A 13387-nucleotide genomic window follows, 5' to 3' on the forward strand; every position below is an offset into this window, starting at 1 on the left:
CCTGGACAATGACAATGGCAAAATAGCGAAACCACAATCACCTTCCGTCAAATGCCGGGCCACACATCTAGCGCAGCAAAAATGTTGCCATCAACAACAACCCGGCAGCAAGGCCGCGTTGCCATTCAAACGGCTGTGCATTCATACCAAGCATTCCAAAACTATCGATCACAAGGGCGCATAATACCTGCCCCGACATGATCAGGGCAATCATGCTTGCTGTGCCCAGGCGGGGTGCCACAATGGTGGTCGCCGATAAAACAACACAACCACATAATCCACCGGCCCAGGCCCACCACGGAACATGCCCTGCCCCTGTCATACGCGGCACACTGCCCAGCGACATAAACCCGGCAAGCGCTAAAATTAAAGTCAACACAAAACCGGAAAACGAGGCCGCCCACAGCGACGACCCCATTAATTTAGCCAACCGCGCATTCATCGCCGCCTGCACAGGCAACATGACACCGGCTGAAAATGCCAATACGGCATAAAACAGATACATGGGATTTTTCCATCAGGAATGGTGTGAACGCACAGCAGGAAACGAATTTTACCCGCCGCAAATGCGCCAGAATTCGTCGAGATGCGCCACCAGTTCAGCCGGGCATTCTTCGGGCATATAATGTCCAACCCCGGCAAAAACGCCGCCCCGGCAATCGGTTGCAATTTGATTTAGGGTATTAAACAAAACCGCACCCACACCATATTGCGCACCATAGGCCAATACCGGCATTGTCAGCGGGTCTAGCGCACGCTTACGCGATTGCGCCAGCCCTGCGTGTGAAAATGCCGTTTTGTAATATGCCAATGCGGCGCGCAAGGCCCCTGGCCGGGTGTTTACCCGCACATATTCATCCATTGTCGGACCATCAAAAACATGGCTTTGCACCGATTTGGCCGAAAAAAGCCAGGTCAAAAATGCCCGTTCACGCCCGGTAATTAAAATTTCCGGCAAATCATCCAACCGGTTAAAGGCAAAATGCCAGGTTTTAACGTTTACATCCTCGTCAGGAATGCCTGCTGGCGGCGGAGGTGTTATTCCCGGCAAGGCCCCGTCAAAAACCGCCAGGGTACGCACGACATCAGGGTAATCTACCGCCAGGGCATAGCCAATCCAGGTGCCAATATCATGGCCAACAACATCAATCGGCCCTTCTGCCAAAACTTCTGTTTGGTGCAAAAATGCATAAATTTCACTGGCAATTGTCGCCATGTCATATCCGGCAACGGGATGGTCTGAATCCCCCATGCCACGCGGGTCAATCGCAATTACCCTGCGTCCCTGTGCAACCAGTGTTTGCATCACAAATCGCCATGCAAACCAGCTTTGCGGCCAACCTGGAATTAACAAAACCGGCGCCCCCGTCCCGCCATCAACATAATGCAGGGACACATCCTTTATCAGGGCCGTATGCCGGTCAAAGACCTGCCAAAAACGCGGTGCATCAAAACCAGTTTCTTCACTATCCCAGGCTTTCGTCATTGCATTGCTCTTAAAAACTTCATTCTGTTTTGTCATTTTCATTTCCTGTTACAAAGGTTATTTTGGAAATAAACATTCCCAAAATAACCAAAAAAAATCACAGCAGCATTTTTAATGCCTGCGAAATCATCTGTTGCATGGCAACCAATGAATAGCCGCCCTTGCCAACAACCCGCATTCCCTGGATCAGGCACAGCAACATGGTTGCAGTACTCGCCGGGGCAATATCCTTACGAACAGACCCGTCGTTCTGGCCTTTTCTAATCAGGTCAGCAAATCGCTTTTCGTAACTGGAAAGCTGGCCTTCAATACGTCTGGCGATGTTTTCATCATTGCTTGCAAGTTCAACATTGCCTGCCACCACCAAACAGCCAAGCTGCCCAACCTTGCCCGATGCCAATTCGGCATAAACCTGTAATATCGCGGCAATTTCGTCATAACCGGTTGCAAACCCGGTTGTTTTTTGCGCCATTTCTTGCTGGCGTAATGCAATATACCGGTTCAATGCCGCCATAAAAATGGCCTGCTTGTCGGGAAAGGCCTTGTACAGGCTGCCTGCCGAAACCTTCATCGCGGCGGCCAGGTCACTAACCGATACCCCGTGAAACCCCTTTTGAGTGAAAACGGCAATGGCCCCGTCAAGGGCAGCGTCAATGTCAAATTCACGCGGGCGACCGCGCTGACCCGCTGTAAGCGATGAGGTTTTATTTGTCATGCACCGTATTTAGGAAACATTTATTCCCAAATCAAGCGTAAAATACAGTACCTTCATTCTTTGCTCTTATGTGATTGAATTTAAAACAAACGGGCATGTCGCCAGACATACCCGCTTGCACCATTACCTTCTGGAAACTCGCCGGATATCAATTCAAATCGCGACGATTCTTTCCTGAAATGCCAATCAAAATCGTAAATGCTGCAATTTGAAAATCCCGGGCAGCCTCTTGTCCGCCTAGATTGGCTGGTTTCCGCTCTCTTTGTAAAACCCAGTCAATATCCGCACAACATGCTCAAGGTCAATTGGCTTGCTGATATGGTCGTTCATACCTACCCCAAGGCAATCGGCCCGATCTGAAAGGGATGCATTTCCTGTCATGGCAATGATGGGCAAGTCAGCCGCTTTTTTAAATTTACGAATAATCCGCGTGGCTTCAAGCCCATCCATAACCGGCATCTGCACATCCATAATCACAACGTCATAGGTCTTATCTATATCCAATGCTTTTTGAACACCTTCTGCCCCGCTATTGGCCAAATCGACCAGCGCCCCTTCACTTCCCAAAAGCTCACTTGCGACAAAGCGGTTAATTTCGTTGTCTTCAACCACAAGCAATTTCATCCCCTGCAATCGCTTCATAGGCTCGGGCTCTGCCAGCGCTGACGAAGTTTCATCACTATCTGTGCCGGCATATTCAGCCAACACCTGCCCTAACTGCTTATATGAGAAGGGTTTATGCAGGTATTTATACAGCCCCGAAAATTTTTGCAGATCAAATTTGCTATCATCGCGCACCAGCGAAATAACGCCCAAACCATGCTCTGCGCCCTGGTCTATAGCCATTTGCAGCTTTAAAACATCACCATCAGGCAGGCGGAATTCATCGATAACAACCGTGCGCACAGCCCCCGTTTCAACAGGTTTTGTCATCTCGTTCTCAAACTCGGCAACAGATGAAATGACAAAAACCTCGTAGCCCATTTTACGGATTAAATCGGCGTAAACAGCACTGCTATGTGCCTGTGATGCAAACAGCATAACCGATACATCTGGCCGTGGTGCCAGCACCGTTGCGACATCCACACCCCCGTCAGAGGGCACATCAAACTTCAGTTCGAAAACAAATTTGCTGCCCTGCCCCAAAACACTTTCAACAGTAATTTGACCACCCAGCAACGATACCAGGCGATCACAAATCACCAGCCCCAACCCCGTTCCGCCAAATTCCCGCGATGTGGATGTTTCTGCCTGCGTAAAACCGGTAAACAACCGTGCCAGCTGATCTCGTGAAATGCCAATTCCAGTGTCCTCGACACAAAAACGCAGCATACAACTTTCGCGGTCTTTGGGACCGACCTGGGAAACAGAAACCCGCACAAATCCGTGTTTCGTAAATTTTAGCGCATTTCCTGCAAGGTTAATCAGGATTTGACGAAGCCTTAGACTATCGCCTTTCAAAAGCGGTGAAATACCCGGATCAATGTCAAAAACAATATCGACATCCTTACTTTGATTGGACCCGTATAATATGGCGCCAAGATCATGGAAAAGCTCGATAAGGTCAAACTCGTGAATATCAATTTCCAGCTTGTCGGCCTCGATTTTTGAATAATCAAGAATATCATTCAACAAACCCAGCAAAGCCTTTGCCGCACCGTGCGCCTTGCCCAGAAAGTCGCGCTGCCGGTCACTAAGATCGGTTTGCTGGGTAAGCTGTAACATCCCCAGAATGGCATTCATCGGCGTGCGAATTTCGTGGCTCATATTGGCAAGGAAATTAGACTTGGCAACACTGGCCTTGTCTGCATTTTCCCGGGCCTGATGCAGCAGGTCTTCCCGGTGTTTCTGGTCGGTAATATCGCGGTTAAAGCCCGTTATCCGTATTGCATTTCCATTCACGTCGCGTTCAACATTTGCACCCGCCTGAATGAATCGTGTATCGCCCGGTGAGGGAATAATGCGAAAAACAACATCGAAATCATCTGTCCCCCCGATCACAGCCTGCAACCTGTCTGTCAGTTCCCCCACTTCATCAGGATGCACTTTGGAACGCCAGTGCTCATAGCCAATGCCCGCTTCCTTTAAGGAAACCGGATAGCCATAAATCGAATACATCTGATCGTTCCATATGAGCGAATTATCGCCAATCTCCCACGACCATACGCCCATTTCGGCCACATCTGCGGCCATTTGCAACTGGTCCCGGGCCGCCTCAAGCTGACGCCCGAAATTTCGTTGTTCGGTAACATCTGTTGATACACACAAAAATCCGCTACGCACGCCGTTATCATCGCGAATTTCTGAAATAACCGTCGATGCCGTAAATTCACTTCCATCCGCGCGAACCTGGGTCCAGTCCCTGATCGTTGTCGCCCCGTTGCGCGGCTCAAAGAACAAAACATCCCCCGTCTGCACCCCGGCACATGCAATATCGGGCATTTCCTTGGCATATTTTTTCAATTCCGCATCTTTAAAAAATGCCTGTAACGAAACAAACCCGACAACATCATTTTCACGACACCGCAAAAGGTTTTCCGCCCCCGAATTGAAAACCCTGATGACGCCATTTTTGTCCGTCGCAATGATCGAAATTTCAGTCGCCGCGTGCAAAAGACTCAGAAGAAGCGAGTTCACATTTGTTAATTCGGTTGTCCGCAAGGCGATCTCTTTTTCCAGATGAAGGTTCATCTCGCTAATGCGTTTCCGTGCCTCCTTCTGGATCGTAAAGTCGCGCATGGTTTTAGATGAACCGATGACCTTTCCAGTTGGCGAAAGAATGGGCGAAATGGTGACGAACACCTCAATCATCCGCCCGTCCCGGTGCAAACGTTGCGTTTCAAAATTCTCAACGTCATCACCTTGTTCCAGGCGTTCTTTGATCGTTATTTCTTCGTTTCGCAAAAAATCCGGCACCAGAAAATCGGCAAAAATCCTGCCAATGGCATCTTCCTGGCTATAGCCAAACAATCTGGTTGCACCCGGGTTCCAACTGGTAATCACACCATTAAGGTCCTGGCCAATAACAGCATCAAACGAACTTTCAACAATAGATGCCAGTTCAGATCGCTGCTTGGCAATTTCGCGCCTGTTGCGCTGGCTCATCGAAACAACAGCAACAAGAAAGGCCAACGCAATACTGCCAACCGTCCCGCTAATCAGAACAATCTGGGGCGGAAACCGGTTTAAATTATCAATAAATTTTGCCCGGGGTGTCAGATTGACCAACCAGTTTCTGCCAAAAATACTGATATTGCCAATGGTCTCATATTCACTTTCATATGTGCTGGCTTCATCCATATTGGCAAAAAACCGTGCCGGATTTTCCGGGTCGGTAACATCCGCAAGGGTAACGCTAAATAAATCGTCATTAAGATGAAGATCGGCAAGAACCTCTTCCATCAGCAAAGGGGCATAACTCCAGCCAAAGGTGGCGGCAATTCTTTGTTGCGGGGTTAACACCGGCATGCCGGGCCGATAAATGGGCATCAATATCAAAAATGATTGCTGCGGGTTCCCGCTTGCCTGCACCAGTGTAATTGGCCCGGTTAACTGAACGCGCCCCGTTACCATTGCTTCATAAGCAGCCGTTCGCCGGTTTGTCTCCGAACCAATATCAAGCCCAACCGCCTCTGCATTGCGCTCAACCGGTTCAATATATTGAATAATATAACGTTCTTCGGTATGTGGATTTAATTGGCGAACGGCAAATCCCGGCGCGCCATCCTTTCGTGCCTGTTCAACAAAAACAGCTTCATCTTCGGGGAGGACCCGCCTGATAAAGCCAAATCCACGCGCGCCGGGAAATTCATCGTCCACGTCACGTGTTTTGCTGTAAGCGGCAAATTTCTGGCGCGTGATCCCGTTTTCACCTGCCGTCAGAATCGTTCCACGGGCACCGCGCAACCCGTATTGGTAAAGCGTAATACGCTCTATAATACTACCCGTCAGCAATTGTGACGTCTCGGCAACGGCCGATACAATATGGTTCCGGTTGCTATCACTTAACTTCCATGTTCCGCCAACTGTCAGCAGCACCCCGGCAAGTAATGTCGCAATTACAATAACATTCGGCTTGTGCCAATGCAGTTTTGTTTTCATTCGTCCACCCTGATGGCACCAGATCCTTCACTACATTGTTAAATTGGCCCTGACCGCTACGCTTTAAAGTCCCGAAACTTTAATTCTGCCGGTTTACCTTGCCGTCATTGCCACAAAGACATGCATGCAAAAACGGGCCTGCACATGACAGGCCCGTTTCCAAATACATATCGCTGGGATTAATCAACCTTCGTGCTGAAAATACCGGCCAAACCGGTTCCCCAGAAAATCATTCAGGGCAACCTGTTCTTGCTGGATATATCCTTTGCCCGGCAGCGTCCCGGTCAGAACCATATCCATTACCGCACACAGACCTGCCGATGTCGTCACCTGAATGGCCGACCAGTCGCGCGGGCCAATTCTGGTACCATGCACCTTGCGAATAAAGTTTTCCTCACACAGATACCCGTCGCGTTCCCCAACCGCATCGGCAAAGATCACAATGACATCCTGGCTGGTGATCGGCAGGGATTTTTCAAAAATATCTTTCATCAATTCCGGGCGTTGACCTAATGCCAGATCTTCGATCAGAATTTTCAAAATTTCCTGATGCCCGGGATAACGCACGGTTTTGTAGTCCAGGCTGTCAACCTTACCCTCAAGCATGTCACACAGCGCACCAACACCACCCGATGTGTTAAACGCTTCATATTCGGTGCCATCAATGGTGAAGCGTTCATAACCTTCCAATGGCAGAACCTCGATACGTTTGCCTTTATGAATGGCTTCGCACGGGTTCAGATATTCATTAATCAAGCCATCGGTTGACCATGTAAGGTTATATTTCAAACGATTGGTCGGGTTTTGCGGCAATGCCCCAACACGCAAACGCAAGCTGCGCACCTTATCAAACCGCTTGAACAAATCGTGGGCCGCAATTGAAATAAAGCCCGGGGCCAAACCACATTGCGGCACAAAGGCCCCATCGGCCCCCTTTGAAATTTCCCGAATGGCACGGGTCGTTTCAACATCTTCAGTAACATCAAAATAAGATGCACCAATGTCGCGCGCCACACGGGCAATCGCGACGTTCAAATAAAACGGGCATGTCGACAAAATCGCATCATGGCCGTTTGCAACCTCGCGCAAGGCGGCTTCGTCGGTTACATCAACTTTCACCAGTTTTGCCGCCCCATCCGGTGCGCAAACTTCCAGCATCTGGCCGTTTGCATCGGCAAGCGTCACCGAATAGTCGCCACTTTCATGCAACATAACCGAAACGATACGACCAATTTTGCCCGCACCCAGAACTAAAACTTTTTTCATTGCCATCTCCCGATAGGATTTTGCCGCCTGAAACAGCGATCATGGATCGTTGGGTTTGAATAATTTCAATCTTTGAATGCTCTGCCACTGGACTGCCGGAAACAACCCGGCAATACTGTCAATTCGTAATAATTAACCATCATTTTAATGGGTAAATCCGTTGAAACGTCAGCTTGATGATATCGACCGCCGCCTGATCGCCCGCCTGCAACAGGATGCCCGCCTTCCAACCGCCGCCCTTGCCCGCGATGTTGGACTGTCACGCAGTGCCGTTCAGGAACGGCTGGAGCGATTGCAAAAAAGCCAGATCATTCGTGGATATTCCGTAATTCTGGGGGAAGAAGCCCGCCCTCGCCTGCTGGCCGAGGTAATGATCCAGGTTGAACCGCAAAAATCGGCGGGCGTTGTTGGCGCGTTGCAAAAAATACCCGGCTGCATCCGCTGCCTTGCCATTTCCGGTGAATTTGACCTGATCGCCGAAATTTGTGCCGATACTCCCGAAGAACTCGATCAGATGCTGGACCGGATCGGAACATTAGGCGGGATCAAACGCACATCAAGTTCAATTATACTATCAACCAAGTTTGATCGCCGCCAATCACCTTAAACCATTCCCATTGGTCGCCAAACACAATAGAATTAAGCAATAATTTCCCGCTTTCGATCATGCCAGGGCTATTGATACGTGAACATAAAACGCCGTTTTTCTGTCCTGACCGTTCTTTTGACAAGTTTTCTGGCAACAAGTATTGGCGGGGTCGGACTTGCGCTGTATCTGGGCCTTGGTGCTGCCTATGAAAATACCCGCAATTTATGGGTTCTGGTCGCCGATAACGAACTGGTTTCGTTGCAGCGCGCGATGGGCGAACGCATGGACAATGTTGGCGCGCGCGCCAACTGGGTGGCATCGCAGGTGACGCAGGGGCGCCTTGACCCGGACTTTGATCTGGGGTGGGACAACACCATGCGTGCGCTGGCAGCCGATGAAATGAATGTCATGGCCTACGGTCTGGTCAATGGAGATCGCGAATTTACGGGCTATAACCCGCGCGACATGACCGAAATTCACCATATCCTGCCCGTTGACGACATGTTGATATCGGAAATATCGCAATTGCGCGGCCCAACCAATAACAGAACCAGTTTCCCCCGCTGGGACCCGTATTTCAAACAGCCGGTTATTGTCGACTGGGTGCCATTATTTCGCGACGGGCATTATCTGGGTGTTTTTGTTCAATATCTGTCGTTATCGAACCTGTCGCACAGTTTGGTACGCGGGCGCGAAAACGCGCCGGGTGTGCCTTTTATCATTATCGCCGGTAACCGCGTTCTGGCCCACCCAATGTTACAAAGCTGGGGTGATCACGTTGCCAGTGCGCTGTCTGATGGTGCTGATCAGATCGAACGCAGCCCAGTTCCCCTGCCCCGCACAGTTGATATTGGCGACCCGGTTCTGGCAGGCCTGGGCCAATCGGAGAAACTGGATTACCCTGCCTATAACAAGGGAACAACCACCAGCAACGTTCAACTTTCCGGGTTAAATATCGGCGGGACATATTCCGTTATCGTAACCAAGCAACTTGATAATACGCCGTTTTCTCCGCTGATATTGGGCATTCACTTTGAAGAAAGCCTGTTTGATGCCGAATTTGACAGGCTGGTTCTGACAGCCATTCTGGGCGGGATTGTCCTGCTGCTTTCGATTGTACTTGCCGTGTTTATGTCGCGGCACTTTACCCGGCCCATTCGCCGTTTCGCAACCGCCGCCCGCAGCCTGGAAGCGGGCCACCTTGATATGACCCCCATATTAACCGGTAGCCGCATTCGCGAATATGACGACGCAGCGCGATCATTTAACCATATGATTATTGCCCTGCGTGACCGTGACCGCATCAGCAGCCTGTTTGGCAAGTTCCTGCCGCCTTCAATTGCCCGTGATTTGCTGGCATCCGAAACTGATTCGGGCGTATTACCGCCCCAACAACGTGACGCCACCGTTCTGTTTGTTGATATTGTCGGTTTTACCACCATGTGCGAACAACTTGACCCCGCCCGGATTGTCGCCATGCTGAATGCCTATTTCGACACCGTCACCAACATCATCGAGGAACATGGCGGCATCATTACCCAGTTTCAGGGGGACGCCGTGCTGGCGGTTTATAATGCCTTTGACGAATTAAACGATCATGCCGACGCAGCCCTCGATACCGCCATTAAAATACAGCAGGCCGTTCAGGACCGCCTGTTTGACGGGCAGGAAATAACCTGTCGCTGTGGTATAAATACCGGTCGCATGATTGCAGGCAATGTCGGCGCCACTGATCGGCTTTCCTTTACCGTTCACGGCGATGCGGTGAACAGCGCATCCAGGCTGGAGGCCGAAAACAAACGCTTTGGCACCAAAATCCTGCTTGCAGACAGCACACGCAACCAGCTGTCCAACCCTGATCGCGTCATTGTCGCCGGGGATATCCTGTTGCGTGGCCGTAGCCAAACCACCGCCGTTTACACTGTCGCCAGCGACACCAGGTCATAGCCATTCATTGATGGCAATGCCCTGCCCCGCCTTGTGAAGCGTGATTAAGACCAGCAGGTAGCCAGACCATATTTATCAGGTCCACGACCGCAACACCGACGCGCAAAAATCTGCAAAAACAAAACGCCACCATCACAAGGATGGTGGCGTTTTGTAAAACCTGGTTTTAAGTCCGTAAGGGAACTAACCCTGACGTGCTTTAAAACGCGGATTCTTTTTATTGATGACATATACGCGGCCACGGCGGCGCACGATACGGCAGCCTTTTTCCCGCAGCTTCGCGGATTTCAATGAGTTCCGGATCTTCATAACAGTAAACCTTAGAAACTTTGGCCCTATTGGGAGCCGGGAAAATAGAAGGCACCCCAGTCCCTGTCAACACTTAAAACGCAATAATTTTGCCTCAAGTTATTAAACAGGCGGTGTCAGTGCGTTAGTCGTGCGTTGCGTAGAACCGATAATAGGCCAGTTCACCATTTTCAAGCATTTTTACCCGTCTCATCCACATTTCCATGTCATCTTCCAAAAAAGCGGCAAAATCGGGGTCCAAACCGCTCTTTTGTAGCTCGGCAAGCAGAATCATCCAGGCACTTTTGATCTGCTGGACATGCAATTCGGTTTCATCCTTGGCAATACGAATATCAAATCGCAGCTTTCCCAGCACATCTTTGTATCGATCTGCCGTCCATGGATGCGGTTTTTCGTCCTCTTTTTCAACCCAACTGCGATAATTGGCCGAAGACTCGTCGGCTTTTGCTGTCACCACATAATCGGTAATCAGCAATTGTCCCTGTTCACGTAGCGATTCGGTCAGTTTCAACAAAAAGGTATCTTTTTTATCGATGACGAACATTTCACCGAACGAATAGACCACGTTAAAATATTTCGACCGAAATTCAGGTGCCAGCGGGTCATATTGCTGAACCGGCACTTTTTTCTGGCTTCCCGTTGCAACAGACCGCTCCATCCCCAACAGGGCCAGTTCACCATCCTGTTCCAGCGCGGTCACCCACACCCCGAACTTATCGGCCAGCACACGTGCCGTACCACCAATGCGCGCCCCGATCTCAAGGCAGCTCATGGTTTCGTCCAATGCCAGCGGCTTTGCCAGTTCCAGCGCATATTCATGCCCGCCGGGTTTCATGATGCCGCGATCAAACAATTTGCCATACAGCTTTAATCGTTCCGGTGGCCAGCGGCCCACTTCTTCTTCCAGGTCAAGCTCGCCGGGTTCCTCTTCCACCGGGCGAGCGGCCAATACCAGCATTCGTTGCAACCAGCGCCGGTAATCAGCCAGTTGCTGTTCCATCAGGTAATATTCCGCCGGATCGTCATAGCCTTCCCAGCGCGCCCGAAGCCTTTTACGAAAAGGCACCTTAATTGCTTCCGTCGCGCCAAACGGGTCATCCGGTGAGATATTTTCATCCATATAGGGATTGGCATCCGATGATTTTCGTTGCCAGAACTTAAATTTCAATGGCACCGCCCGCTACACTATGCTGTTCAACATTCATGCGGGCCATCATCAATGATCGCCCCGGCAAGGTAAAGAGTGAAAGCACAACACATCACAAGCAACACGCACTATATCGCCCCCACGCCAGGCAGACGCACCATGGGCCGTCTCATTCGCAATAACGCCTAGCGATTTCACAAAACCGGCCCACACCACGCAATCGGGCCGCAATTGGCCCCGGCGTCGGTTAACTATTGTGCCAACGCCTTTGCTTTCTCAATAAAACACAAACAATTGTAGCGCCAAACGCCCTAATATTTCACAATATGCGTGCCAGCAATGGCAGCGTTGCCTGATAGACGGCGTTCTTGCGGGATACTCCGCTGGCCTGACTGATCCAAGAGACAATAAAAACCGCATGAGCCACGACCCCCTCATTCCCTATTACCGCCAACTGGGCCTTAAACCCGGTGCGAGTGAAAAAGAAATCAAACTGGCCTATCGCAAACTGGCGTTTGAATTTCATCCTGACCGGAATTCCGACGCCGATGCGGAAGAACGGTTCAAGGACGTCACCGAGGCTTATGAAATTCTGGCGGGGATCCGGCGTCGCCCGCCCACGGGCCCGTCTGGCGGCGCACGCGGCAACACAACAGCATCGGGTAAAAGCAATCCCTCCGGCGGCCCTGCACAGGGTGCAGAACGCCACCATACCACCAAACAGGGCTTTGCCGGGTCCGGCCGCAAACAGCAAAACAACCGGGAAGAAGACCGCTATGCCGAGGCAAGCTCGGCCTATCAGCGCCATCAGGCTAAAACCGGCCAGCGCGACCCAAAAGTAAACCCTGGCGCGCGCCGCCATCATAAATCGGCAAACCGAAATGGCGATACAAGCGGGTTTGCCCGCTGCGCCATTACCGATGTGATTTCAGCCCAGCCACGCCATATTGAATTTACAATCATTCACGGGTTTTTAAATTCCATCCGCCGGGAAACCATCAGCGCGGTTTTATCGCCGAAAGGTGCGCGCCGCATGGCTCTGCGCGCCAGCCTGCGTACATGGCTAAGCGGGTTTTGGGGCTGGCGCAGTTTTTTCCCCGCCTGGCGGGCCATTATTGCCAATATGCGGGGGGGAAACTTCCCTGCCGAAGCCAACGCACAACTTCTTTACAATCAGGCCACTGCATTTGAACGCACTGGCAATAAGCCACTGGCCCGTGCTGTTTTAATGCAGGCATCTGATTTTATTGGCAATAACAGGTCTGCACTGGCCGAACAGATACGCGCAAATTTACGCCGCCTTGATACCGGCCAACCGGCACGACGTGTACGCGATGAATGGAAACGCGTGGCCATGTTCGATGCCCTGATGCATCTGGGACCGGTATTTGTCGTTATTTTTGTCCTGTTGCTGGCCTTTGGACCGGCACATACGTATTTTAGCACCGAATTTCCCGGGCAGGTTCGCAACACAATCGAAACTGTCCGCAACAAGGTCGAAAACCTGATCTCCCCCAAAACCGATCCTTATTATGTCGATCAGCAATTTCTTAATTTGCGTACCGGGGCAGGTATTAAATTTCCGGTCATGCGACGGCTTTCACGCTTTGAAACCGTATTTCTTATTGGTGAAAACGAAAACTTCTGGATCCGGGTTGAAACAGAACTGGGTGAAGACGGCTATGTAAATGCCGACGCCCTGGTCCCCGGAGATGGCAGTGCGGCACGCGACGAATGGTGCAAACAAAATAAATGCGACTGACCCAACGGCCAGTCGCATTTAAAGAAAATCCTGAAACACCAATAACGCATATCGGCGTTAGACGA

The 13387-nt window shown here is 50.8% G+C and carries 10 protein-coding genes; 3 read left to right on the forward strand and 7 right to left on the reverse strand.

What is annotated here, in order from left to right:
* Positions 1–67: 67 nt before the first annotated feature.
* From J4E05_RS02795 to J4E05_RS02815, 5 genes are all read right to left on the reverse strand, one after another.
* A complete protein-coding gene (locus J4E05_RS02795; RefSeq protein ID WP_349592234.1) occupies positions 68–505 on the reverse strand; it encodes a DMT family transporter in 438 nt (145 codons plus the stop codon).
* A gap of 48 nt (positions 506–553) precedes the next feature.
* Positions 554–1522, reverse strand: a complete 969-nt coding sequence (locus J4E05_RS02800) for an alpha/beta fold hydrolase (protein ID WP_349592236.1) — start codon at positions 1520–1522, stop codon at positions 554–556.
* A 61-nt stretch (positions 1523–1583) separates the two neighbouring features.
* Positions 1584–2201 carry a TetR/AcrR family transcriptional regulator gene (locus tag J4E05_RS02805; protein WP_349592237.1) on the reverse strand — a complete coding sequence of 206 codons (618 nt, stop codon included), beginning with the start codon at positions 2199–2201 and terminating at the stop codon, positions 1584–1586.
* Positions 2202–2438: 237 nt separating this feature from the next.
* Positions 2439–6302 (reverse strand): PAS domain-containing hybrid sensor histidine kinase/response regulator, encoded by a 3864-nt coding sequence (locus tag J4E05_RS02810; RefSeq protein WP_349592239.1) that lies wholly within the window; start codon positions 6300–6302, stop codon positions 2439–2441.
* Between the two features lie 183 nt (positions 6303–6485).
* Positions 6486–7568, reverse strand: a complete 1083-nt coding sequence (locus tag J4E05_RS02815) for a saccharopine dehydrogenase family protein (protein ID WP_349592241.1) — start codon at positions 7566–7568, stop codon at positions 6486–6488.
* Positions 7569–7728: 160 nt separating this feature from the next.
* On the opposite strand from J4E05_RS02815, the gene J4E05_RS02820 reads away from it, so the two are divergent.
* Entirely contained in the window at positions 7729–8175 is a 447-nt protein-coding gene (locus J4E05_RS02820; protein WP_085594182.1) for an Lrp/AsnC family transcriptional regulator, read from the forward strand.
* Positions 8176–8253: 78 nt separating this feature from the next.
* Positions 8254–10104 carry an adenylate/guanylate cyclase domain-containing protein gene (locus J4E05_RS02825; protein ID WP_085594184.1) on the forward strand — a complete coding sequence of 617 codons (1851 nt, stop codon included), beginning with the start codon at positions 8254–8256 and terminating at the stop codon, positions 10102–10104.
* A gap of 183 nt (positions 10105–10287) precedes the next feature.
* On the opposite strand, the gene ykgO is transcribed toward J4E05_RS02825, so the two are convergent.
* Both ykgO and J4E05_RS02835 read right to left on the reverse strand, forming a co-directional pair.
* On the reverse strand, positions 10288–10413 hold the full coding sequence (gene ykgO, locus J4E05_RS02830; RefSeq protein WP_007090004.1) for a type B 50S ribosomal protein L36: 126 nt from the start codon (positions 10411–10413) through the stop codon (positions 10288–10290).
* Between the two features lie 124 nt (positions 10414–10537).
* Complete coding sequence (locus J4E05_RS02835) at positions 10538–11581, reverse strand: methyltransferase domain-containing protein (protein ID WP_349592244.1); 1044 nt, start codon at positions 11579–11581, stop codon at positions 10538–10540.
* 397 nt (positions 11582–11978) lie between these two features.
* Here J4E05_RS02835 and J4E05_RS02840 point away from each other — a divergent pair, with 397 nt between their 5' ends.
* Positions 11979–13322: a DnaJ domain-containing protein gene (locus tag J4E05_RS02840; protein WP_349592245.1), complete on the forward strand. Its 1344-nt coding sequence runs from the start codon at positions 11979–11981 to the stop codon at positions 13320–13322.
* Positions 13323–13387: the final 65 nt, after the last annotated feature.

Source organism: Thalassospira sp. NFXS8 (assembly GCF_040148805.1).
Lineage (GTDB): Bacteria > Pseudomonadota > Alphaproteobacteria > Rhodospirillales > Thalassospiraceae > Thalassospira.

Excerpts from the sequence above, each read along its gene's own strand:
- J4E05_RS02795 (WP_349592234.1), bottom strand. The coding sequence starts at position 505 with ATGTATCTGTTTTATGCCGTATTGGCATTTTCAGCCGGTGTCATGTTG.
- J4E05_RS02800 (WP_349592236.1), bottom strand. The coding sequence starts at position 1,522 with ATGACAAAACAGAATGAAGTTTTTAAGAGCAATGCAATGACGAAAGCC.
- J4E05_RS02805 (WP_349592237.1), bottom strand. The coding sequence starts at position 2,201 with ATGACAAATAAAACCTCATCGCTTACAGCGGGTCAGCGCGGTCGCCCG.
- J4E05_RS02810 (WP_349592239.1), bottom strand. The coding sequence starts at position 6,302 with ATGAAAACAAAACTGCATTGGCACAAGCCGAATGTTATTGTAATTGCG.
- J4E05_RS02815 (WP_349592241.1), bottom strand. The coding sequence starts at position 7,568 with ATGAAAAAAGTTTTAGTTCTGGGTGCGGGCAAAATTGGTCGTATCGTT.
- ykgO (WP_007090004.1), bottom strand. The coding sequence starts at position 10,413 with ATGAAGATCCGGAACTCATTGAAATCCGCGAAGCTGCGGGAAAAAGGC.
- J4E05_RS02840 (WP_349592245.1), top strand. The coding sequence starts at position 11,979 with ATGAGCCACGACCCCCTCATTCCCTATTACCGCCAACTGGGCCTTAAA.